This is a genomic window from Phyllobacterium sp. T2-21, assembly GCF_055378485.1.
Genome location: NZ_AP027912.1, coordinates 21,648 through 44,554, shown reverse-complemented (window position 1 = coordinate 44,554; position 22,907 = coordinate 21,648). Strand labels below are relative to the sequence as shown.

The window sequence follows — 22,907 nt, the reverse complement described above, 5'->3', positions numbered from 1 at the left end:
CGGGGTAGCGTTCGTCTACCCCGGCCATGCAGATTCATTTCAATCTTGCGATGAAATTCAAAGCGCTTTTTCGAGTTCCGGCAGAATGACGAAAAGATCGCCGACCAGGCCGTAATCGGCGACCTGGAAAATCGGTGCTTCCTCGTCCTTGTTGATGGCAACGATGACCTTGGAGTCCTTCATGCCGGCCAGATGCTGGATCGCGCCCGAAATGCCGACGGCGATGTAGAGATCAGGCGCAACCACCTTGCCCGTCTGGCCGACCTGCCAGTCGTTCGGGGCGTAACCGGCATCGACAGCGGCGCGCGAGGCACCGACGGCCGCGCCGAGCTTGTCGGCCACGGGCAGGATGACTTCCTTGAACTTCTCGTTGGAGCCGAGGGCACGGCCGCCGGAGATGATGATCTTGGCCGAGGTCAGTTCCGGACGGTCGCCGCCGGACAGCTTGGCTTCGATGAAGGTGGACAGGCCCGGATTGGCAGCCGCCGCAACAGTCTCGACCGGAGCCGAACCGCCTTCGCCGGCGGCCGCAAAGGTGGCGGTGCGCACGGTGATGACGCGCTTGGCATCGGTTGCCTGGACGGTCTGCAGGGCGTTGCCCGCATAGATCGGACGCTTGAACGTATCGGGCGCAATGACCTCGATGATGTCGGAGATCTGCATGACGTCGAGCAGGGCGGCAACGCGCGGCAGGATGTTCTTGCCGTTGGTGGTTGCGGCGGCAATGATCGTGTCATAATTGCCGGCGATCGAAACAATCAGCGCCGCGGTGGCTTCCGCCAGGCGGTTGGCCAGATCGTCGCTGTCGGCGAGCAGGACCTTCTTGACACCGGCGAGCTTGGCGGCCTGGTCGGCAACGCCCTTGGCGCCCTTGCCGGCAACCAGGACATGCACGTCGGAACCGATGGCGAGCGCTGCGGTCAATGCCTTGGCGGTCTGGTCGGAAAGGGTCTCGTTGTCGTGTTCGGCAAAAAGAAGAATAGCCATGGTAAATTCCTTTCCTGATCCTTAGAGAACGCCGGCTTCGTTCTTCAGCTTGCTGAGGAGCTCGGCAACGTCCTTGACCTTGACGCCTGCCTTGCGGCCGCCCGGCTCTTCGGTCTTCAGCACCTTGAGGCGCGGCTTGGTGTCGACGCCGTAATCGGCTGCCGTCTTTTCATCCAGCGGCTTCTTCTTCGCCTTCATGATGTTCGGCAGCGAAGCATAGCGCGGCTGGTTGAGGCGCAGGTCCGTCGTGACGATGGCCGGCAGCTTGATTTCGATGGTCTGCAGGCCGCCGTCGACTTCGCGGGTAACCTTGGCGGTATCGCCGCCGAGTTCGACCTTGGAGGCGAAGGTGCCCTGGCTCCAGCCAAGCAAAGCGGACAGCATCTGGCCGGTCTGGTTGGCATCGTCATCGATGGCCTGCTTGCCGAGAATGACCAGCTGTGGCTGTTCGGCTTCGACAATGCCCTTGAGGATCTTGGCAACGGCAAGCGGCTCGACGATGTCGTCGACCTTGACCAGAATGCCGCGGTCGGCACCCATGGCGAGCGCGGTGCGGATGGTTTCCTGCGCCTGTGCAGGTCCGATGGAGACAACGACCACTTCCTCGACCTTGCCGGCCTCTTTCAGGCGCAGCGCTTCCTCGACCGCGATTTCGTCGAACGGGTTCATCGACATCTTCACGTTGGCAAGCTCAACGCCCGAACCGTCGCCCTTAACCCTGATCTTCACATTGTAATCGACTACCCGCTTTACCGGTACGAGGACTTTCATGGGGACTCCCTCTCATAAGAACTGCAGACAGATTTAACTGCCGGGCAATGGCACCCGCTTGCCGGATGCCGACATTGAGGTGAAAAAAACGACACTGGGGCGTGTCAGGATCGTGCGGGACCGTAAATATGACTAACGTAAAGGTCAATCATCCAGTTTGCTGTTATTGGGGCTTAAACGATTGAAACTTGCGGGATCAACGGCCCCATCGCGTTGACGGCGGTTCGGGTGGCGTTTGCGGCGGCTGCTTGTCGGCGATAACGGCGCGCGGCGAGACAATCGCCCGGTCAAACAGCGGCACGCTGCGGCGTTTGAACGGGATGAGGAGCAGGGCGCCGGCGATGATGCCGCCGACATGGCCGGACCAGGAAATGCGGTCTTCGCCATGGGTGACGAGCATCACGAACTGGAGCCCGATCCAGACGACGAGCGGATAGAGCGCGGGGATGCGCAGGGGTATCCGGCCGAAAGCCAGCACCCAGACCCGCACACGCGGATGCAGCATCAGATAGGCGGTGATCACGCCGGCAATGGCGGCCGATGCCCCGATCAGCGGCCCCTCTGAAGACGGGTCGAGCGTACCGTGCAGGAAAGCGCCGGCGGCAGCGCAGAGCAGGTAGAAAATCAGGAATCTGATATGGCCCATGGCGTCCTCGACATTGTCACCGAAGACCCAGAGGAACAGCATGTTGCCGCCCAAGTGGAAGATATCGGCATGGAGGAAGGCATAGGTGACATAGGTGAAAGCGGGCGGCACGAAATCATATCGCGGCGGCAGTACCGTCATATGGTGCGCCACCGACGGGATGTAGCCAAAGCCGATGGAGGCTGTCTTTGAATCTGCCCCGGCGAGGCTCGTCAGGCCGAAGATGATGACATTGAGGGCAATCAGCGCGAGGGTGACATATTGCAGCTTGATGTATTTGAGGCTGTTGGCGTCGTAGAGTGGAATGAACATCGGCGCCGTTCCCCCGTTCAGCGGTTCTTACCGGGCACCCATAACACGTCCTTCGCGCCATTGTCATTGACGGCCCGCGCGGCGACGAAGAGAAAATCGGAAACGCGGTTGATGTATTTGAGCGCGGCTGGTGTGACGGCCTCATCAGGCCTTTGCGCCAGCGCCACCATGTGCCGTTCGGCGCGCCTCGCCACCGTGCGGGCCAGATGCAGGGCAGCGGAGGCAGCCGATCCGCCCGGCAGGACGAAGGAGCGCAGCGGCGCCAGCTTTTCATTCAACAGATCGATATCCGCCTCGATGCGCGCGACCTGGGTGTCGATAATGCGCAATGGTTCGTATGCGAGCTTTTCTCCGGTATCGGGTGTGGCCAGATCGGCGCCGAGATCGAACAGATCGTTCTGGATGCGGGCGAGCATGGCGTCGATTTCCGGAAACTGCTCCGCCGTATGCAGCCGCGCCAGCCCCACGCAGGCATTGGCTTCATCGACCGTGCCATAGGCTTCGACGCGCAGGTCATGCTTCAGACGGCGCTCGCCGCTGCCGAGCCCGGTGGTGCCGTCATCGCCGGTCCTGGTGTAGATCCTGTTGAGCTTGACCATGGCCTGTCCCGCGGTCAGCTGGCGGCGCGGTGGAAGTAAATCGCGCCGACGATGAGAATGATCGCCACCAGCTGCAGGAAAATGCGCAGCTGCATCATCTTGTTGGAAAAGTTGGCATCGCCGCCCTTCATCATGTTGCGCAGACCGATCAGAAGCACGACGGTGACGGCGGCAATGGCAACGACGGCCAGAAACTTGAAGATGATATCCATGGTTTTTCCTTTTCAGGCCGGAGCGCTTTCAGGACTGGCCGGCAAGCATGCGGTATAGCGCACGCGACGACAGAAATCTGCGGGCAAGAACCGCAAATTTCGCGGGGCGCGTGACGAGATAATGCGGTTTGGGACGCGGATTTTCCAGCGCGTCCTTCAGCACGGCGTAGACCGCTTCCGGGCCAAGCTTGGAGCGGGACTTGGTGCCGCCCTGCGACAGGCGGGCGATCTGCTTCTGATAATCCGCGCGATGCACCGAATTCTCGACATCGATATATTTCTCGATCTGCTGCAGCGCATTGTAGGTGAAGCGCGAGGCAATCGGTCCCGGCTCGATCAGGGAGACATGGATACCGGAGCCTTCAAGTTCCATGCGCTGGACCAGCATCAGGCCTTCCAGTGCGAATTTCGACGCGACATAGGCCCCGCGCCACTTCATCGGCACGAGCCCGAGAATCGACGAGCAATGCACGATCCGCCCATGGCCCTGACGGCGCATCACCGGGACGATGTGCCGGGTCAGCTCATGCCAGCCGAAGAAATTGGCATCGAACTGTTCGCGCAAGCCTTCGATGGGCAGGTCTTCCACGGCGCCCGGCAACGCATAGGCGCCATTGTTGTAAAGCGCATCGAGTGTGCCGCCGGTCGCGGCGAGCACATCGTCAACGAGCGCCCTGATGGAATCCGGCTCGCGATAATCGAGATAATGGGCCGAAAGGCCGTCGGCTTTCAGCGCTGCGATATCCTCGTTTCGCCGCGCCGTTGCAAAGACCTGCCAGCCATCCGCCTTGAGGGCGCGGGCGCAGTGGGCGCCGATGCCGCTGGAACATCCTGTGATCAAAATCGTTCTGGAACTGGTCATTCTTTTCCGATTGCTGCAAACCGAATGGTAAAATCAAAAAAAGACTTCACATATTCGCCCGCGCCTTGCAATGTCACGAGGGGCCGGACCCGCACTAAAGGGACAAACCATTTTCAATGCGTAGAGTATATGTTTTTCTCCGGCGGGTGACCTTCGACACATTGAGGCATTTCAGCACGGATGACGGCTGGGCTCTGGCAAGCCACGTGGCGCTGTCGGGTATCCTGGCGCTGTTTCCGTTTCTGATTTTCGCCACCTCGCTTGCCAGCTTTCTCGGCGCCAGCGCCTTTACCGATACGGCGGTGCATGTGGTGTTCGACACCTGGCCCGAGGTGATCGCCCGGCCGATTGCGCAGGAGGTGCGCAATGTTCTCAACGTCCAGCGCGGCGGGCTTCTGACCATCAGCGTGATAGCCGCCGCCTATTTTGCCTCCAACGGCATCGAAGCGCTGCGCATCGCACTCAACCGCGCCTACCGGGTGGTCGATACACGCTCGCTCATCTATTGCCGCCTGCAAAGCCTGGGCTATGTGATCGTGGCCACCGTCGGCATCATGGCCATCAGCTTTCTCCTGGTGCTGGCGCCGCTGGCGGTGCGCATCGCCAGCAAATGGATTCCCGAGCTTGACGTTCTGTCCGGCACCATCGGCTTCTGGCGCTACTGCATTGCCTCTGCCGTGCTGATCGTCGGGCTGCTGGTGGCGCATCTGTGGCTGCCGGCGGGGCGGCGCAAGCTCATCGATATCCTGCCGGGCATCCTTGTGACCCTGCTGGCGTGGATCGTCGGCGCATCGATTTTCGCGAGCTATCTCGAGACGTTCGCATCCTACGTGTCGACCTATGCGGGGCTGGCCTCGATCATGGCGGCCATCGTCTTCCTCTATATCATCGCCGCGATTTTCATCATCGGCGCCGAGGTCAATGCCGCCATCATCCACTATCGCGAGGGCAGGGTCGCCAAGCGCTTCTGACCGGTCGACAGCGCGACACCGAGGGTTGCCACCACCATGCCGCACAGCTGGAACAGCGTCAGTGTTTCGCCGAAAAGCACATAGGCCATCAGGGCGGTCACGCCGGGTACCAGATAGAACAGCGAAGCGACCTTCGACACGGCGCCCTGATTGATCAGGACCATCAGCAGCAGCACCGCGCCGATCGACAGCACGAAGACCAGCCAGAACAGCGCAAAGCCGAGAGGCGCGGCCCAGATCACCGCGTGGGTTTCGAACAGCAGCGAGAAAATACCGGTGAGCACGGCAGCGCCGAGATATTGCAGCGTCGTGCCCGCTTTCAGGTCGATGGTGCCGACAAAGCGTTTCTGCCAAACGGTTCCGGCACTGATGGCCAGCACGGACAGGATGGATGCGCCGACGGTTGCCGGCGTGATGCCATCGGCGGAAATCGACAGTTTAGGCCAGAGCACCATGGCGACGCCGACAAAGCCGACCGCCAGCCCGGCCCAATGACGCGGCTGGATTTTCTCCCCGAGAACGGCTCCGGCAATCAGCGCCGTGATCAGCGGCTGCAGCCCGACCACCAGCGCCGACATACCAGCGGGCAGGCCGCGGTGGATCGCCCAGAACACGGCGCCGAGATAGACGCCATGGATCAGGCAGCCGGCGATGATCGCGTGCATGGCGCCGCGCCCGCTCGGCCAGCGGTTGCCGGCCAGCACCACCCACGTGCCGAGAATGGCCCCGGCAATAACAAACCGGATCGTCAGGAACAGGAACGGTTCCATATAAGGCATGGCATAGCGGGCACCGATGAAGCCGGTGGCCCACAGGAGGACGAACAGGGCGGGAAAATAACGGACGGGCATGATGGGGACCGGATCACGGGATGAGTTGTGATGCAGGTTTATACGAACGCCGGTCCTGCAGCCAGATGTTGTTTTAAGGTCACGTTGTGCATCGTTTTCCTAAAGCCCTACCGATTCCCGAATCTGTTGCGGTTTCACCCCTACCACGCGCAAGGAGCGCAGCGAGGTATCTCTGCGGCTCTTGGACAGCTTTTGGCCGTCGTGATCGAGGATCAACCTGTGATGGTGATAGATCGGTGGCTGCAGTCCGAGGATGGTCTGCAGCAGGCGGTGGATGCCGGTGGCCTGGAACAGGTCCCTGCCGCGCACCACGTGGCTGACGCCTTGCAGCGCATCGTCGATGACGACGGAGAGGTGATAGCTGGTCGGCATGTCCTTGCGGGCGATGATGATATCGCCCCAATCCTGTGGCCGGGCTGCGATATCGGACCCGCCATCCGCCGTTTCATGCCAGAACAAAGGCTGCCCCACGTGCGCAAGCGCGCGGTCCATGTGGAGCCGCCATGAAAACGGCTGCCCCTCATCCATGCGCCGCTGACGCTCCCGTTTGGAAATCGTGCGGTCGATTGCGGGATAAAGCGCCGCGCCGTCCGGATCGTGCGGCCATACCAGCCCCTTGGCGGTGGCTTTCTGCATTTCCCGTTTGATATCGCCCCGGCTGAGGAAGGCGGGGTATACCAGGTCCATGTGGATGAGGCGGTCGAGCACATCGCGGTAGACGCCGAAATGCTCCGACTGGCGGCGCACCGGCGTTTCCCAGTCGAGCCCCAGCCAATGCAGATCCTCCTGCATGGCGGCTTCGAGTTCGGGCGTGCAGCGTTCGCGGTCGATATCTTCCATGCGCAGCAGAAGCCGTCCGCCGGCCGCCTGCGCCATCTGCCGGTTGAGCAGGGCGGAATAGGCATGGCCGAGATGCAGGTGGCCATTGGGACTGGGAGCAAAGCGGAAAACCGGGACAGTCATGAACTGGGATTCTTGCGTGAGGACCTTGTCGATTGATACGGTGTTTGTTCTGAGATGAAAAGTGAACGGTTCCATGCGCAGAATAGACACGCTTGACGATGTTGCGGAAGGGCTGACGGCCCTCCTGGCGGCACACCCCGAACTGGCGGCGATTGCCGAGCGGGCAGGGCCGTTGCCGCTGCGGCGGCGGGCGCCGGGTTTCGAGAGCCTTGCCTCGGTCATCGTCTCGCAGCAGGTATCGAAGGCCAGTGCCGATTCGATCTGGAAACGGCTGATCCAATATGTCGATCCGCTGACCCCGGAAAACTACATCAGGGCGGGAGAGGAGGCCTGGCGCCTGGCGGGTCTTTCGCGCGCCAAGCAGGCGACGCTCGCCCGGATCAGCGAAGCGATCATGGCCGGAGAGCTTGATCTGTTCGACCTGTGCGACCGCCCCATCGACGAAGCCATGAGCGTCATGACCAATGTGAAGGGCATCGGGCCGTGGACGGCGGAAGTCTATCTCCTGTTTTCGGCCGGGCATGCGGATGTTTTCCCGTCCGGCGACGTTGCCCTGCAGCATGCCTATGCCCATGCCTATGCCGAATCAGTGAAACCTGATTCGAAATCCCTGCGCCTTTTGGCGGAGCGCTGGTCGCCGTGGAGGGGTGTCGCAGCCCGGCTTTTCTGGGCTTATTACGCCGCAACCCGTGGCCGGGATGGCACACCGGTTGGATGAAGTTGAAATAACGGGGTTTTTCGCAGCCTGCGATGCAATGGCGCTTCACATTCCTGTCACCTCGAGCTTACAATAATGGGGCCTGATGGTTGGACTGGGAGGTGATTCCTTGACAATAGCCGTCTCGCCGGACGGGTTACCGGCCCTGGTACTCAATGCGGACTACCGTCCGCTCAGTTATTATCCCTTGTCGCTGTGGTCCTGGCAGGACGCGATCAAGGCGGTCTTCCTTGACCGTGTGAATATCGTTGCCGAATACGAGCATGAGGTTTCCTCCCCCTCGTTCGCAATGCGGGTACCGAGCGTCGTTTCCCTCAAAACCTATATCAAGCCGTCGCGCACGCCTGCCTTTACGCGATTCAATGTTTTCCTGCGCGACCGGTTCGAATGCCAGTATTGCGGGTCGGAGGATGATCTGACCTTCGATCACGTGACGCCCCGTTGCGCCGGCGGTGCCACGATCTGGGAAAATGTTGTTGCAGCCTGTTCGCCGTGCAATCTGCGCAAGGGCGGCTTGATGCCGGACAAAGCCAAGATGTGGCCGCGGCAGAAGCCCTATGCCCCGACGGTGCATGACCTGCACAACAATGGCCGGCTGTTCCCGCCGAACCATCTGCATGAAAGCTGGATGGATTATCTCTACTGGGATGTCGAACTGGAGCCATAGGACCCCAGTTCCATTGTATCCGGAAAAGGCGGCGTCAGGCCGCCTTTTTTGTACCGCGAAAGGCGATGAGAGCGAGGATCAGGCTGGCAATCGCATTCCAGCCGGCAAAGGACAGGCCAAGCACACGCAGGGCCGCCGTATCGCATGCGGGCGGATGGATCGCATTCATGTCATTCAGGAGGTTGCCGGCATTGGTGGTGATCGACATGCTGACCGCCGTGCAATCGGTCGGTCCCGGCCAGAACTTCCATTCGACACCGGAGTGGAACACCGCAAGGCCGAGCCCGATCAGCATCAGGACGCCGCCGAGCGCCAGAAGCGTGCGCGTGAGGGCCGCAGGCCAGCGAAGGGCCGCCGCAAGCACGGCGAGTGCCATCAGCGGAATGCCCGCATAGTAGGGAAAGCGCTGCTCAAGGCACAATTTGCAGGGGAGATAGCCGCCGATATACTGGAAGCCAAGCGCCGAGCCCACGGTGACGATCATGGCAAGGAGCAGGAAAACCGCTGTCTTGAGATGCGGCGAAGAGCGGGTCGTCGTCATGATGGGTCTGACATCCTCATTCAGGTTGGATCGTTCAGGAGCTGTAATAGTGCAGTATGGCGTAAAGCAGGATCAGCACGGCCGCCGCCGCCGCCGCGATCAGGCCCAGGCGCTTTTCGATGAAATGGCGGATCGGTTCGCCGTAACGGCGCAAAAGCCAGGCGAGAAAGAAGAAGCGGGCGCCGCGCGTGATCACTGCGGAAACGATGAACAGCCAGATGTTGACGTTGGCCGCACCGGACAGGATCGTCACGATCTTCATCGGCGGCAAATGGGCAAGGCCGGATGTGATCAGCAGCAGGAGGATCATGTCGGCGCTGGTCGAGCCGCGCATCTGCTCGAAGGCGTCGAGCTTGCCGTAGAATTCGAGCACGGGCTTGGCCAGGGCTTCATAGGCGTAATGGCCGAGAAACCATCCGGCGATACCACCCAGCACCGAGAAGATCGTGGCAACAAGCGCGTAGCGGTAGGCCCGTTCAGGCCGTGCCAGCGCCATGGGCAGGTAGAGCACGTCGGCAGGAACGACGAAGACCGAGCTTTCGACAAAGGCAATGAACGCCAGCCAGACCTCAGCCGATTTGCGCGCGGCCAGTGACATTGTCCAATCATAAAGTCTGCGCAGCATGGCGTGATTCCTGTGGGTGTCGGTTCGATAAAGCTGGCGATCCTTACCCCATGCCCGGGAAAAACGGAATCGTTTCTATGGAAATTGTGTGCGGTTGACGATCTGGCATGCTGCGGCCGGGCTTTCCAGGCTGCAAATCGGCTGTAGCGGGCGGTGTCCGCCTTCGCAACACACAGAGATGTTATCCCGCCAGAAAACGTTGGAATGGTGTTGACCGGCGTGGGGTCTGCCTGTATTTGGCTTTGACGGCTGTGGTTCGCCCGCGGCCGGTGCATATTGCGGCCCCCTTGGCGGAATTGGTAGACGCGCCTGACTCAAAATCAGGTTCCGAGAGGAGTGCTGGTTCGATTCCGGCAGGGGGCACCATCCCAAAAATCATGCATTGTTTTTACTGTCTTCTTTAGTGGTTTTTGCCCCACTTTTTTCCGCGTTTCTAAGTTGGACTTCCGGAAGCCGCGTTTTGCTCCGGTATAAGCTGTGCATCTGCTTTCCCACAAGCAAGGGTTGTTTGCCTAAATCCATTGAGGAAGGCAAACGAATTTCGATAACAGGGCATAAGTAGTCGTACGCATAGAAAGCTCGTGATTTCCGTGGTTATCTTGACTGACTGCCTCATATTTTTTCATGCGGCTATGGCGATGACAAGGAGATGTATTCTTATGCGCGCGTTGACTGAAGCTGAAATGGAAATTGTTTACGGTGGCTGCGGCCCCGGCGGATCACCGACAAAAGATACTGCCGCGACCTGCCAAGGTGTTTATGGTGCAAGAGCGGGGTTCAGTGGTGCTACTAAAGGCGGCCCAATTCCGACCGCATACCCGGGGACACATAGTATCAGCCCACGCGAGGGTGTTGCGGCAATAGGAGTAGGTGCGGGAACGGCAGCATCCGTACTGGTTGGTTGGCCAAAAGCTGTGGCAACAGGGATCGCCTTAACAGCAGCGGCCGTTGCAGCAAACATGGGTAAAGGCGGCTGAATACCTTCTGGCTCTATCTGAAAGGTTCAGTTGATTGAAAATCATCGGACTTGATATGAAATTCAACGTCGTGAAAACAACCTGTGAGGCGGCGAGTATTATTTGCTATATTTTGTTAATATTTCTATTTGGCGGAACGTGGCAAACAATAATATTTAAGATAATCATGTTGCCGCTATGCGTTATGTCAGGATTGTATTTACAGTATTTTAAAAACCTACCACATCATTCCAATATTTATTATGTGGTAAAATCGATTTTAAATTCACTTTTAGCTACATGTGCACTTTGTATTTTTATATGGAATCCACGTATGTCTGTTAGTGATATTCTTATCATAACATCTATGTCACTCGCGATTTGTTTTACATTATCAATGATATTTCAAATTGACATGATGAAAAAGTGATCAGTCCGGCGATGGTTGTTCCAACGATTATCCATCCGTTGAAAGATGCAGCCGGGACAATTGAAGGATATTGCATGCAGGAACCACCCGCTGAGAAAAGTGATAACGAGAAACAAAATCATATAATCAATGGAGTTGGTGGGGGCGTAGGTGCACTGGTGGGCGGCCTAAGCGGATCTTTCATTTTTCATAATCTGATGATTGGCATCGCAACAGGCGTCCTGGTGGGCTGCTGCGTCGGTATCGTTCTTAACTGGGTATGGCGTAGATAGATAATGACAATGCGCGGGCTGACAGCGGTTCTTAACGTGTCAACCGAAACAAAAAGACGACTAATAGCTTCTGCAGGGGCAGGCATTGGTGCAGGGGCTGGGAACATCATGGGTAGCGTCGGTTACGGGTATCTCACCATCATGGTGGTCGCCGTCATAACTGCGGCCATTGCCTATTTCCTCCTGTCAGTATTGATCTCTCAAAAGTAGCACATACGTCTGCTCCGGTTCTGTAGATTGACCGGAGCCGACGATAAGTCTCATAGCCAAAATCACTGACGTGGCATGTCTGCGCCCCGCCGCTTCATTGACATAAATACAAAGTCAAGCGTCACAGAATTGTTGTTCCCGGCGGAATATGGTTAGTTCTGGAGGCGTCGACCAGACGTTGAACTTTGGCTCGGCGTGCCATTTTTGATTGCTTTTTGAATCAAGGGAGAACGCTGATGACACAGACTCCGACAATCATTCTCGTGCATGGATTTTGGGGTGGGGCCGCCCACTGGAGCAAAGTCATTGTAGAACTGAAGCGGCTTGGCCATACATCGCTGAAAGCCGTCGAATTGCCATTGACGTCCCTGGCTGATGATGCCGAGCGCACCCGCAAGATGATCGCGCAGGAAAGCGGTCCGGTGCTGCTGGTGGGCCATTCCTATGGCGGGGCCGTCATCACGGAAGCCGGCAACCATCCCAATGTGGCGGGCCTGGTCTATATCGCCGCCTTTGCGCCTGATGCCGGTGAGAGTCCGGGCGGGATCACCCAGAAGAATCCGCCGCTCGGCGCCGCCAATCTCGCACCCGACACCGACGGCTATCTCTGGGTAAAGCAGGACAAATTCCACGAAAGCTTCTGCCAGGACCTGACGGCGGACGAGGGGCTGGTGATGGGTGTAACCCAGAAGGCGCCGCTCGCCAGCACCTTCGGCGATGAAATCACCAATCCGGCATGGAAGTCGAAGCACAGCTGGTACCAGATTTCGAGTGACGACCACATGATCCATCCCGCCAATCAGGCGTGGATGTCCGGCCGTCTCGGGGCGAAGAAGGTGATCACGCTGAAGGCAAGCCACGCATCGCTGGCCTCGAAGCCGGTCGAGGTCGCGGCCCTCATCGATGAGGCCGCAAGGTATCAATAGCCTGAACTGTCGCGCGTGCCAGCCTCCGCATCCCCGTCGGAATGCGGAGGCTTTTGCATTCTATGCACGGCGCTTGCAACCCCTTATAATCGAAGCAAGGACCAACCACATAAGCCTTGGCGTTCCGATCTGGCGGCCGTGCCGTGGTGTCGTCATTCCAGGTCGTTTGCAGACGTGATCATGACGGGGTATTGCAATGCAATCTTTGGTGAATTTGAAGGTGACCTCGCCCGGTACGGGTGGCGGCACCTGGCCGGCTCAACGCAGTGAACTGCTCGACTGGCTGATGATCGAGACGCGCAATCAGCGCTTCATCGACAATATCCTGGTCGAGATGGGCGAACGGCTCGTGGATGCGGGCGTGCCCGTTGCCCGGATGTCGCTGCATCTGAGGATACAGCACCCGCAATGGCGCGGTGCCCGCATCCTGTGGAGGCGCGGTGCCGCAGAGGCGGAAATCCGTACATTCGAATATGGGGCCGAGCAGACTGCCGAATATCTGAACAGCCCGCTCAACGACATTTCCGAGGGAGCCGATGAAGTCCGGCTGCACTTTGACCAGGCCGGTGACACCGGGCAGGAATATTCGGTGGTGGGCGAACTGCGCGCCGAGGGGCTGACGGACTACGTGGCCTGGCCGCTGGAGCACACCCTTGGCAAGCGGCATGTGGTGACCTTCGCCACGGACCGGCCGGGCGGCTTCGGCGATGATCATATGGCTGTTCTGGCAGACCTGCTTCCCGCCCTGGCGCTGGTCAGCGAGATCCGGCTCAAGAACCGCTTCGCCCGTACGCTGCTCGAAACCTATGTCGGGCCGCATGCGAGCGAGCAGATTCTTGCCGGCGCTACCACCCGCGGCAGCGGCGTCACCGTGGGCGCGGCGATCCTGATCTGCGACCTGCGCGATTTCACCGCGATCTCGGACGCCTGGCCCCGCGACAATGTCATCGAGCTGCTCAACGGCTATTTCGATGCGATGTCGGAGCCCATCGAAAAATATGGCGGGGAAATCCTCAAATTCATGGGCGATGGCCTGCTGGCCATCTTCCCGCTGAGCAATCCGAAGGCTTGTACCGATCTGCTGCATGCCATCGCCGAGGCACAGGCGGCCATGACCGCGTTGAATGCCGACCATGTCAGGGAAGGGCGCAAGCCGCTGGGTTACGGCATCGGCGTTCACGTCGGGGATGTCATGTACGGCAATATAGGCTCGCGCAAGCGGCTGGATTTTACCGTCATCGGACCCGCAGTGAACATTGCCTCGCGCCTGGAAAGCCTGACCAAGCAGGTCAAACGCCCGATTCTGCTGTCGAAAGCCTTTGTCGACCTGGCCGGGGTCGAATGCAACATGGAGAATCTGGGCTCCTACGCGCTCCGCGGGCTTGATGAACCCATTGACGTCTTTGCGTTCTCCGGCGATTGCCTTACTGTGGCAGAGATTCCAGCCTGACGTGGTGATTGGACAAACGAGGAGAATTCACATGGCCAATCCCCCGCGCCGGCCGGTAAACCCGATGGCAGCCGCCGAAGCACTGTTCAAGCCGGTTGCCAAGAAAATTGTTCTCCCTGTGCGTGAGACACCGGCGGTGCCCCATGCCAAGGAGCTCGTTTCGATCCGGATCGATCGCGCCGTACTGGAGCATTTCCAGGCGGATGGGCCCGGATGGCAGGATCGCATCAATGATGTCTTGCGGGCTGCCGTTCAAAAGAAGACCTGAAGCCGGCACGCGGTACGCGCCAAACTGCCAAACCGGATATGCCAAGGTGAGATGATGAATGACTTTTATATTGGCCAGAAGGTCGTTTGCATTGATGACAAGTTCAAGAATGTCAGCATCGATCAGCTGATCCGCAAGGGCCAGATTTACACCGTGCGCTGGGTCGGCATGTACAAACACTATGTCGATGGCGAGTTTGTCGGCATCAAGGTCGAGGAAATCCATCGCGGTAATGACGATGGCCCGGAGGGCTATGGCGCAGCCGACATGCCCTATCGCGCAACGCGCTTCCGTCCGCTGGTCAAGGACAAGATCGGTTCCCTGCGCAAGCTCCTGGCGCCCAAGCCGGATGCTCCGGTCGAGCCGGAAAAGCCTACGCCCGCGAAAAAGAAGGAAAAGGTGTAGGCCTTAAGCAGGCCTGCATCATTTCCGGCCGGTCAGTCCGCGCAACCGTTCGCGGACGATACGGGCAATGTTCTGGGTGCGCCGGTAGAGATGGATCTGCGAGGCGGCCTGGCGGGCCGCGCGATCCGATGCCGGGGTCAGGCCGATCACCAACGTACCGATGCTTTCGCGCTCCTGAAACAGGCGGGATGCGACGGGATGATCGGGAACGGCGCAGGAATCGGTGCGATCGATGTTCGGATCGTCCAGATGGTTCTTCAGCATCTCGATCATCAGAAGCACGCCCGGCGAATAGGCGGCAAGGTTTTCGTCATAGGCCGTTTTCCAGGTCCACGCCTGTCCGGCCTCGACGAAGACCACCAGAACGGCAATCGTCCGTCCATCCAGCTCGAGTGTGTGGATGCGGGCGAGATCGCGGCCCGCGAGATTGTTGACGGCTTCGCGGGCAAATGCCGCGCGGAACCGGTCGACCGCCATAGCCGAGCCGCGCTGGCCTTTCCAGCCGCTGGCTTCCACCGCGAGGAAATCCTCGAGCCGTGCGCGGATATCGTCTTCCGTGCGGCTGACCGTGTAGGTCAGCTTGCCCTGTTCCGCCAGACGCCGCCACAACCGCCTGTATTCTTTGGCGTGCCGTGTTCCCAGCGCTTCGCGCAGATAGGCGTCGCCTTCCTGCGTGCTTTCCAGAAATGGCCGCTCCACGGTGCCAATGGTGGTCGTGGGCAGGTTGCGATCAAGCGCGACCGAACGGAAAAGCTGGGCGACGGGACGGTTGAGGAGAAGATCGGGCAGCACCAGAACTTCCGGAAACTTGAGATGCTTGCGCGCAAGCATATCGAAGAGGTCGTTGAGGACGCCGACGGGATCGTCGCGGTCGATCAGCGGGGTGCCCTGCGGCCCGAACGGCGTGGCCCAGGCCCGCAGGATCGATGCGGAAAAGGTAAAGCCGGGACGCTCGATCGTATAGGGCATCAGGAAGCGCAGGCGGCTCTTCACGTCATTCTCGTCGCGCACGACCATGAACCGCACCTGACGGTCATCGAGCCGGGGCATGGCAGGCGCCAGGAAACGCGGATTGAAGAAGACGTTCGGTTCGATGGTCCGGTAGGCGAGGTGTTCCAGCTCTTCGGAAAGATCGAACCCGGCGGAAGCGGAATAGACGGACAATTTGCGCGGCACGCCGCGGCTTCCCAGGGTTTCCTCGATCTGCTTGGCCGCATCGCGCGATTCAAAGCCGGCCAACTGCGAAATGATCTGCGAGGACGGGCCGCCGGCCAGTTCTTCGAGAAGCGGTATTGCAGCCATCAGATCTCTTCCTTGGCAGGATTCCTGCCGGCGAAAACAAACATTGTGATGTTGAGACGGTTGTAAACGGTCAACGCCAGAACAAGCGCTTCAAACACCATCGAGGCGGCCGTGGCGCAGGCTGCGCCTGCAAGGCCGTATCGTGGTATCATAAAAATGCTGAGGCAAATATTAACGACCAGGGTAATCGCGTAAACGATGGCGCAGATTTTCTGCTTTCCTGCCATGTTCAAAAGACTTTCGGCCGGTCCGACCGAAGCGCGGGCCACCACGCCGATCACCATGATGAACAGCAGCGGATAACCTTCGGTGAACTGTGCACCGAAAAGCCACAGCAATGGCTCGCCCAGAACCAGCAGGACAATGGCCATGGCCAGCGACGGCCAGAACGTCCAGCGCGCCGTGTCCCGGGCAAACTGTTCGAGCCGGGTATGGTCGAAATTCTGCATCAACTCCGAGTAGCGCTGGGCCGCGCCCGCCTTCACCGAGAAGTAGACGAAATGCACCAGGGCAAGCAGCTTGACGGTGGCATAATAGGTGGCGACCTTGTCGGGATCCATGTAGCGCCCGACCATCAGGACGTCGGCATTGGTCAAAAGAAAAAAGAACCCCTCGACCAGAAAGATCGGCAAGGACACGGCGAGCCAGTCGCGGAAATGGATGGCGCGCGGACCAGGCGGCACGACACCGCCGAAGCGCTTGCGCACCGCAAAGAACTGCAGAACCGATGTCACATAGGTCGCAATAACGGCGGAGCCGAGAGCCGTCATGGCCGTAGGCGCCAGGCCGCTGATATGGGCGATGCTCATGACCACGAGGGTCAGGACGGGACGGATGATATAGGTCGGGGTCAGGGCAACCAGTACCCATGAGCGCGAACGCGCCGTTCCATCAAGCGTATCGCCGAGGGCGATCATGGGCAGGCATATCAGCCCGACGAGGAACGGCGCGATGTAGTAGGTCTCGATCAGGTCGCGCAAGGTGTAGATGAGAACGGCACCGGCCAGGGCAATGCCGGTGGTCATGCTGACCGCAAATGTCTTGCTGGTGAACAAAATCCCGCGCAAAAGGTCGTATTGCCTGCGCTCCAGATATTCCGGCACGAAGCGGATGACGGTGGTCTGGAAGCCGAGGCAGGACAGATTCCCGAGGATGACGACCGTCACCCACACGAGAACGAAGATGCCGTATTCGAACGGGCCCATCCAGCGGGCAAAGATCACCTGGGAAATCAGGGCAATGCCCGCGCTGATCACGCGGACGAGGAAGGCAATCAGGGAGACGCGCTGGGCAACGGCGTGTTCGTTCGAGCCGTCAAGCAACTGATCCAGGCGCGATAACCAGGGACGAAGACGCAGTGACAGCTTTTCCGGTAAAAATCGGTCTGCAGTCGTTACCGCAGAAAATCGCACGCGCAGCTCCACCTGTTGGCATTCCAAGGAGATATAGTCCGTAAACGTTTAAAAAACGTTCGGCCAGACCGACAGTCGCAACGGCTTCGAAAAAAGCAAAAGGCCGCGTCGTTGGACGCGGCCTTCTGTGGGTGTGTCAGGCGAACGAGCCGTGACAATGCTTGTATTTTTTACCCGATCCGCAGGGGCAGGCCTCGTTGCGGCCGATCTTGCCCCAGGTCTTCGGATTGTTCGGATCGCGTTCTTCCGGGCTCACGACGCGCAGGTCTTCGAGCACGGCCGTATCGCCGAAATCATCCTCGCCGGTCAGGCCGTCAAAATGATGGACTTCCATGGGCGGCAGTTCCGGCGACGGCGCTTCGGCGGCCTCGCGCACGATCTCGACGCGCATCAGCTGCGTCGTCACGTTTTGGCGAAGATTGGTCAGCATCGTCTGGAAGAGTTCAAAACCTTCGGTCTTGTACTCGTTGAGCGGATCGCGCTGCGCATAGCCGCGGAAACCGACGACCGAGCGCAGGTGGTCGAGATTGACCAGATGTTCGCGCCACAGCGCATCCATGGTCTGCAGGATGACCGATTTCTCGACATAGGCCATGATTTCCGGGCCGAAACGCTCGGCACGGTCGCCAGCAGCCTTTTCGACGGCTTCAAACAGCCGTTCGCGCAGGTCTTCCGGGGCAATATTGTCTTCGTTCGCCCAGTCGGTAATCGGCAGGTCGAGATTGAGGATGGTACGGACATCCTCGTCCAGCTGCTTCACGGTCCACTGCTCGGCATAGGCGCCTTCAGGGGCATGACGCTGGATCAGGTCATCGACCACGTCTTCGCGCATTTCCGCGGTGGTCTGGCTCAGATCCGTCCCGTCCATCAGTTCGAGACGCTGTTCGAAGATCACCTTGCGCTGATCATTCATCACGTCATCGTATTTCAGGAGGTTCTTGCGGATGTCGAAGTTGCGGGCTTCGACCTTCTTCTGCGCCTTTTCCAGGGCCTTGTTGATCCAGGGATGGACGATGGCCTCGTCTTCCTTCAGGCCCAGCTTCTGCAGCATGCCGTCCATGCGCTCGGAACCGAAAATGCGCATGAGATCGTCCTGCAGCGACAGGAAGAACTTTGACCGGCCCGGATCGCCCTGACGGCCGGAACGGCCGCGCAGCTGATTGTCGATACGGCGGCTTTCATGGCGCTCGGTGGCCAGCACGTAGAGACCGCCGGCGGCAAGCGCCTTCTCCTTCAGACGGGCGATATCATCGCGGATGGCGGCTTCCTTGGACTTGCGCTCTTCGCCCTCGGCCATATCCGCGAGCTCGTGCTTGACGCGCATCTCGAAATTGCCGCCGAGCTGAATGTCGGTACCGCGGCCAGCCATGTTGGTGGCAATGGTGATGGCGCCGGGGACACCGGCCTGGGCGACGATATAGGCTTCCTGCTCGTGATAGCGGGCGTTCAGGACCTGGAAGTCCTTGAAGCCTTCCTTGCGCAGGCGCTCGGCCAGCTGTTCCGATTTCTCGATCGACGTGGTGCCGACGAGAACCGGCTGGCCCTTGGCGCGCGCTTCGTGGATGTCGCGAACGATCGCCTTGTATTTTTCCTCGACCGTCCGGTAGACCTCGTCATCCTCGTCAATGCGCTTGACCGGATTGTTGGTCGGGATTTCCGTGACTTCCAGGCCGTAAATATTGCCGAATTCTTCCGCTTCCGTCGATGCCGTACCGGTCATGCCGGCCAGCTTGTTGTACATGCGGAAATAGTTCTGGAAGGTGATCGAGGCCAGGGTCTGGTTTTCCGGCTGGATCGTCACATGTTCCTTGGCTTCCAGTGCCTGGTGCAGGCCTTCCGAGAAACGGCGGCCCGGCATCATGCGGCCGGTGAACTCGTCGATGATGACGATTTCGTCGTTGCGGACGATATAGTCCTTGTCGCGCTGGAACAGCTTGTGAGCGCGCAGGGCATTGTTGACGTGATGGACCACGGCAACGTTCTCGATGTCGTAGAGACCTTCGCCCTTCAGATGGCCGGCGGCCTTCAAAAGGTTTTCCAGCTTTTCCGTACCTTCTTCGGTGAAGATCGCGGTCTTCTGCTTCTCGTCGATTTCGTAATCGGCCGGTTCAAGCGGCAGAATGAACGTGTCGATGAGATTGTAGAAATCCGAGCGGTCATCGAGCGGACCGGAAATGATCAGCGGCGTGCGGGCTTCGTCGACCAGAATCGAATCCACTTCGTCGACGATCGCGTAGTTGTGACCGCGCTGCACCATCTGCGCGCGCTCATATTTCATGTTGTCGCGCAGATAGTCGAAGCCGAGTTCGTTGTTGGTGGCGTAGGTGATGTCGGCGGCGTAGGCGGTGCTGCGTTCCTCGTCATCGAGGCCATGCACGATGATGCCGTAGCTGAGCCCGAGGAAGTTGTAGAGCTGGCCCATCCACTGCGCGTCGCGGCTGGCGAGATAGTCGTTGACCGTGACGACGTGAACGCCCTTGCCTTCCAGCGCATTGAGGTAGACCGGCAGGGTCGCAACCAGCGTCTTGCCTTCACCGGTGCGCATTTCCGAGATGCCGCCGCCGTGCAGGACCATGCCGCCGATGAGCTGCACGTCGAAGGGGCGCATGCCGAGAACACGCTTGGCCGCTTCACGCACAACGGCGAAGGCCGGCACGAGCAGATCGTCAAGCTTGGTTCCGCTGGCAAGGCTTGCACGGAATTCCACCGTCTTTGCCTTCAATTCCTCGTCAGTGAGTGACGACATTTCAGCTTCGAGCGCATTGATCTGTTCAACGCGCGGCTTGAAGCCTTTGACACGGCGCTCATTGGAAGAGCCGAAAATCTTGCGGGCGAGGCCGCCGAAACTGACCATCCCTGGTCCTCTCTTGTTCGTTTCGCTAGGAAAACCTAGCTTTTAGGGTCCGAAGCCCGGCATGGAGAATGCCTGATACAATACGGACACTGAGTCAAATGTATAAGCCTATCTGTTGCCAAGCTATCTGGACGCAAAGCCGATGGACAGATAAGAGGGGGCTCGAATGATGTCAATGTTGAAGCAGCACGCAGTTGATCGCTTCGTCAAGGCAAAATTCTGCCGTAATCATAGCCCGTACCGGTCCTCCTAAGGAGAAATTGACCTATGAACCAATTGCGTAAAACCCTTTCATTCATGACTGCTGCTGTGTTTTTGACCGGTGTTTCCTCCGTGGCCATGGCCCAGGATGCCGGTAAAGCCGGTGCTGCAAAACCGGATGCCGCCAAGGCGGATGCCGTCAAGGCCGATCCGAACAAGGTGCTGGCCACGATCAATGGCGACAAGATCACCTCCAAAGACGTCGACCAGATTTCCGCCGATCTCGATCCGCAGTTCGCCCGTCTTCCGGACGAACAGCGTCGTTTGGCCGCTCTGGCCGCCATCATCGACATCAAGGCCCTGGCCGCCAAGGCGGAAGCCGAGAAGCTGGATGCCACGCCGGAATTCAAGGCACGCATGCAGTTCCTGAAGGATCGTGCCCTGCACAATGATTTCTTCAAGCAGCAGGTTGTCGACAAGATCACCGATGCCGATGTGCGTGCCCGCTATGACAAGGAAATGGCAGCAATGCCGCCGCAGAACGAAGTTCGCGCCCGTCATATCCTGGTCAAGACCAAGGAAGAAGCCGAAGCGATCATCAAGCAGCTCGACGGCGGCGCTTCCTTCGAAGACGTTGCCAAGGCAAAGTCGACCGACGGATCGGCAGCACAGGGCGGCGATCTCGGCTATTTCTCCGCCGGACAGATGGTCCCGGAATTCGAAAAGGCGGCAATGGCGCTGGATGTCGGCAAATACACCAAGGAACCGGTCCAGACACAGTTCGGCTTCCATGTCATCAAGCTGGAAGACAAGCGCGTGCAGCAGCCGCCGGCGTTCGATCAGGTCAAAGATCAGGTGAAGTCGATTCTCATCCGTGAACGCTATGTCGAGCTGGTCAAGAAGGAACGCGCCGACCTGAAGATCCAGTACACCGATCCGGAAACCGAAAAGGCCATGAAGGCTGCTACGGACGCCCAGGAACAGTAATATCCCAGTGGTCCGATTCTGACATTTGCATCCCGTCGATACAGGCGTTCAGGCAAATGTCAGAATCAAAGGACCACTAGCAACGATAAGATTCTAGTGGAACTTTGAATTTGACATTCGCATGCTCCGCGTGATGTGAAATGGGGTGCGAATGTCAAATTCGTTCCACTAGCCCGGGATTTCGGTCCCGGGCCTTGACCCCTTTGAAAATGCCTCCGCACTGAACCTTGTCAAACACCTTTTCGAGGTAACCGATGTCCACGTCTGTCTCTCCCCTGGCTCCCAAACATGTCCCGGCCATGCCCGAAATTCGCGGCGTCCGGATCGCGACCGCCGAAGCGGGAATCAAATATAAGGGCCGAACGGACGTTCTCCTGATCGTATTCGACAAGCCGGTGGCGGTAGCCGGTGTGTTTACCCGGTCCAAATGCCCGTCAGCGGCGGTGGATTTCTGCCGTGACAGCCTGAGCGGCGGCAAGGCCCGCGCGGTTGTCGTCAATTCCGGCAATGCCAACGCCTTCACCGGCAAGAAGGGCCGCGAGTCGACCAAGGCGACGGCGGCCGCCGCCGCCAAGGCAATCGGCTGCAAGCCCGGCGAAGTGTTTCTCGCCTCCACCGGTGTCATCGGCGAACCGCTGGATGCCGGCAAGTTCAGCCACCTGCTCGAGGATATGGCCAGGAGCGCCACGTCCGAACGCTGGCAGGACGCGGCCAGCGCCATCATGACAACCGATACATTCCCTAAGGTTGCAACCGAAACCGTCCTGCTTGGCGGTGTGCCGGTGACCATCAACGGTATCGCCAAGGGCGCGGGCATGATCGCGCCCGACATGGCAACGATGCTGTCCTTCGTGGCGACGGATGCGCCGATCGCCTCCGATATCCTGCAGAAACTCCTGTCCAAGTCGGTGGGCAAGAGCTTCAACTCCGTGACGGTCGACAGCGACACCTCGACATCCGATACATTGCTGCTGTTCGCGACGGGCACCGCTGCCGAACGCGGGGCGGAACCGGTGACGAAGGAAAAGGACAAGCGCCTGAAAGCCTTTGCCAAGGCACTCGACCGCGTACTGAAAAACCTGGCCCTGCAGGTCGTGCGCGACGGCGAGGGCGCGCGCAAGATGCTCGAGATCACCGTGACGGGCGCGACGTCCTCGCGTTCGGCCAAGCGTATCGCCCTGTCGATCGCCAATTCGCCGCTGGTCAAGACGGCGGCGGCCGGCGAAGACGCCAATTGGGGCCGCATCGTCATGGCGGTCGGCAAGGCCGGCGAGCCGGCGGACCGTGACCGTCTTGCCATCTGGTTCGGCGATATCCGCGTTGCCCGCCATGGCGAGCGCGATCCGGACTATTCGGAAGCCGCGACATCCGACTACATGAAAAACGAGGATATTGCCGTCAAGGTCGATATCGGGCTCGGCAAGGGCAAGGCCACGGTCTGGACCTGCGACCTCACCAAGGAATATGTGACGATCAACGGCGATTACCGCAGCTGATGGATTTGGATCG

The 22,907-nt window shown here is 59.3% G+C and carries 23 protein-coding genes and 1 tRNA gene; 11 read left to right on the top strand and 13 right to left on the bottom strand.

Annotated features, from left to right (window positions below):
* Positions 1-57: 57 nt before the first annotated feature.
* From ACZ5FP_RS00220 to ACZ5FP_RS00195, 6 genes are all read right to left on the bottom strand, one after another.
* Positions 58-987, bottom strand: coding sequence for an electron transfer flavoprotein subunit alpha/FixB family protein (locus tag ACZ5FP_RS00220; RefSeq protein ID WP_463013763.1), 930 nt, complete (start codon positions 985-987; stop codon positions 58-60).
* A gap of 21 nt (positions 988-1,008) precedes the next feature.
* Positions 1,009-1,758 (bottom strand): electron transfer flavoprotein subunit beta/FixA family protein, encoded by a 750-nt coding sequence (locus ACZ5FP_RS00215; RefSeq protein WP_464661522.1) that lies wholly within the window; start codon positions 1,756-1,758, stop codon positions 1,009-1,011.
* A 196-nt stretch (positions 1,759-1,954) separates the two neighbouring features.
* Positions 1,955-2,716, bottom strand: coding sequence for a rhomboid family intramembrane serine protease (locus ACZ5FP_RS00210; protein WP_464661521.1), 762 nt, complete (start codon positions 2,714-2,716; stop codon positions 1,955-1,957).
* A gap of 17 nt (positions 2,717-2,733) precedes the next feature.
* On the bottom strand, positions 2,734-3,315 hold the full coding sequence (locus ACZ5FP_RS00205) for a cob(I)yrinic acid a,c-diamide adenosyltransferase (protein WP_288194191.1): 582 nt from the start codon (positions 3,313-3,315) through the stop codon (positions 2,734-2,736).
* A 14-nt stretch (positions 3,316-3,329) separates the two neighbouring features.
* Positions 3,330-3,527, bottom strand: a complete 198-nt coding sequence (locus ACZ5FP_RS00200) for a twin transmembrane helix small protein (RefSeq protein ID WP_105734544.1) — start codon at positions 3,525-3,527, stop codon at positions 3,330-3,332.
* Between the two features lie 28 nt (positions 3,528-3,555).
* A complete protein-coding gene (locus ACZ5FP_RS00195) occupies positions 3,556-4,389 on the bottom strand; it encodes an SDR family oxidoreductase (protein ID WP_464661520.1) in 834 nt (277 codons plus the stop codon).
* Between the two features lie 116 nt (positions 4,390-4,505).
* On the opposite strand from ACZ5FP_RS00195, the gene ACZ5FP_RS00190 reads away from it, so the two are divergent.
* A complete protein-coding gene (locus tag ACZ5FP_RS00190; RefSeq protein WP_464661519.1) occupies positions 4,506-5,360 on the top strand; it encodes a YihY/virulence factor BrkB family protein in 855 nt (284 codons plus the stop codon).
* On the opposite strand, the gene ACZ5FP_RS00185 is transcribed toward ACZ5FP_RS00190, so the two are convergent.
* Positions 5,327-6,211, bottom strand: coding sequence for a DMT family transporter (locus tag ACZ5FP_RS00185; protein ID WP_464661518.1), 885 nt, complete (start codon positions 6,209-6,211; stop codon positions 5,327-5,329). The two genes, ACZ5FP_RS00190 and ACZ5FP_RS00185, sit on opposite strands and share 34 nt — an antisense overlap.
* 99 nt (positions 6,212-6,310) lie before the next feature.
* Positions 6,311-7,174 (bottom strand): tRNA glutamyl-Q(34) synthetase GluQRS, encoded by an 864-nt coding sequence (gene gluQRS, locus ACZ5FP_RS00180; protein ID WP_464661517.1) that lies wholly within the window; start codon positions 7,172-7,174, stop codon positions 6,311-6,313.
* A gap of 73 nt (positions 7,175-7,247) precedes the next feature.
* Between gluQRS and ACZ5FP_RS00175 the strand changes: the two genes are divergently transcribed.
* Both ACZ5FP_RS00175 and ACZ5FP_RS00170 read left to right on the top strand, forming a co-directional pair.
* Entirely contained in the window at positions 7,248-7,892 is a 645-nt protein-coding gene (locus tag ACZ5FP_RS00175) for a DNA-3-methyladenine glycosylase family protein (RefSeq protein ID WP_464661516.1), read from the top strand.
* A 109-nt stretch (positions 7,893-8,001) separates the two neighbouring features.
* Positions 8,002-8,559, top strand: a complete 558-nt coding sequence (locus ACZ5FP_RS00170) for an HNH endonuclease (RefSeq protein ID WP_403180878.1) — start codon at positions 8,002-8,004, stop codon at positions 8,557-8,559.
* A gap of 34 nt (positions 8,560-8,593) precedes the next feature.
* Here the strand turns inward: ACZ5FP_RS00170 and ACZ5FP_RS00165 are convergent, their stop codons facing one another.
* Positions 8,594-9,100 (bottom strand): disulfide bond formation protein B, encoded by a 507-nt coding sequence (locus tag ACZ5FP_RS00165; RefSeq protein WP_464661515.1) that lies wholly within the window; start codon positions 9,098-9,100, stop codon positions 8,594-8,596.
* Between the two features lie 34 nt (positions 9,101-9,134).
* The gene (locus ACZ5FP_RS00160; protein ID WP_105734551.1) at positions 9,135-9,725 is read right to left on the bottom strand and encodes a YqaA family protein; all 591 of its coding nucleotides are present in this window, start codon (positions 9,723-9,725) and stop codon (positions 9,135-9,137) included.
* Between the two features lie 281 nt (positions 9,726-10,006).
* On the opposite strand from ACZ5FP_RS00160, the gene ACZ5FP_RS00155 reads away from it, so the two are divergent.
* The 6 genes from ACZ5FP_RS00155 to ACZ5FP_RS00130 all read left to right on the top strand — a co-directional run bounded on the left by ACZ5FP_RS00155 (position 10,007) and on the right by ACZ5FP_RS00130 (position 14,642).
* Positions 10,007-10,091 (top strand) — tRNA-Leu (locus tag ACZ5FP_RS00155).
* Positions 10,092-11,107: 1,016 nt separating this feature from the next.
* Positions 11,108-11,383, top strand: coding sequence for a hypothetical protein (locus tag ACZ5FP_RS00150; RefSeq protein ID WP_464661514.1), 276 nt, complete (start codon positions 11,108-11,110; stop codon positions 11,381-11,383).
* Between the two features lie 446 nt (positions 11,384-11,829).
* Entirely contained in the window at positions 11,830-12,519 is a 690-nt protein-coding gene (locus tag ACZ5FP_RS00145; protein ID WP_464661513.1) for an alpha/beta hydrolase, read from the top strand.
* A gap of 196 nt (positions 12,520-12,715) precedes the next feature.
* Positions 12,716-13,969 carry an adenylate/guanylate cyclase domain-containing protein gene (locus ACZ5FP_RS00140; RefSeq protein ID WP_464661512.1) on the top strand — a complete coding sequence of 418 codons (1,254 nt, stop codon included), beginning with the start codon at positions 12,716-12,718 and terminating at the stop codon, positions 13,967-13,969.
* A 31-nt stretch (positions 13,970-14,000) separates the two neighbouring features.
* Positions 14,001-14,237 carry a BrnA antitoxin family protein gene (locus ACZ5FP_RS00135; protein WP_105734555.1) on the top strand — a complete coding sequence of 79 codons (237 nt, stop codon included), beginning with the start codon at positions 14,001-14,003 and terminating at the stop codon, positions 14,235-14,237.
* Positions 14,238-14,288: 51 nt separating this feature from the next.
* Positions 14,289-14,642: a CAP-Gly domain protein gene (locus ACZ5FP_RS00130; protein WP_464661511.1), complete on the top strand. Its 354-nt coding sequence runs from the start codon at positions 14,289-14,291 to the stop codon at positions 14,640-14,642.
* An 18-nt stretch (positions 14,643-14,660) separates the two neighbouring features.
* Here the strand turns inward: ACZ5FP_RS00130 and bspF are convergent, their stop codons facing one another.
* The 3 genes from bspF to secA form a co-directional block, all read right to left on the bottom strand.
* A complete protein-coding gene (bspF, locus tag ACZ5FP_RS00125) occupies positions 14,661-15,944 on the bottom strand; it encodes a type IV secretion system effector crotonyl transferase BspF (protein WP_223613524.1) in 1,284 nt (427 codons plus the stop codon).
* Positions 15,944-17,356, bottom strand: coding sequence for a lipopolysaccharide biosynthesis protein (locus ACZ5FP_RS00120; RefSeq protein WP_403180898.1), 1,413 nt, complete (start codon positions 17,354-17,356; stop codon positions 15,944-15,946). Before ACZ5FP_RS00120 ends, bspF begins: the two co-directional genes overlap by 1 nt.
* A gap of 136 nt (positions 17,357-17,492) precedes the next feature.
* A complete protein-coding gene (secA, locus tag ACZ5FP_RS00115) occupies positions 17,493-20,210 on the bottom strand; it encodes a preprotein translocase subunit SecA (RefSeq protein WP_464661510.1) in 2,718 nt (905 codons plus the stop codon).
* Positions 20,211-20,477: 267 nt separating this feature from the next.
* Here secA and ACZ5FP_RS00110 point away from each other — a divergent pair, with 267 nt between their 5' ends.
* Positions 20,478-21,398 carry a peptidylprolyl isomerase gene (locus tag ACZ5FP_RS00110; RefSeq protein WP_374042751.1) on the top strand — a complete coding sequence of 307 codons (921 nt, stop codon included), beginning with the start codon at positions 20,478-20,480 and terminating at the stop codon, positions 21,396-21,398.
* A 254-nt stretch (positions 21,399-21,652) separates the two neighbouring features.
* Positions 21,653-22,894 (top strand): bifunctional glutamate N-acetyltransferase/amino-acid acetyltransferase ArgJ, encoded by a 1,242-nt coding sequence (argJ, locus tag ACZ5FP_RS00105; RefSeq protein WP_464661509.1) that lies wholly within the window; start codon positions 21,653-21,655, stop codon positions 22,892-22,894.
* Positions 22,895-22,907 lie beyond the last annotated feature (13 nt).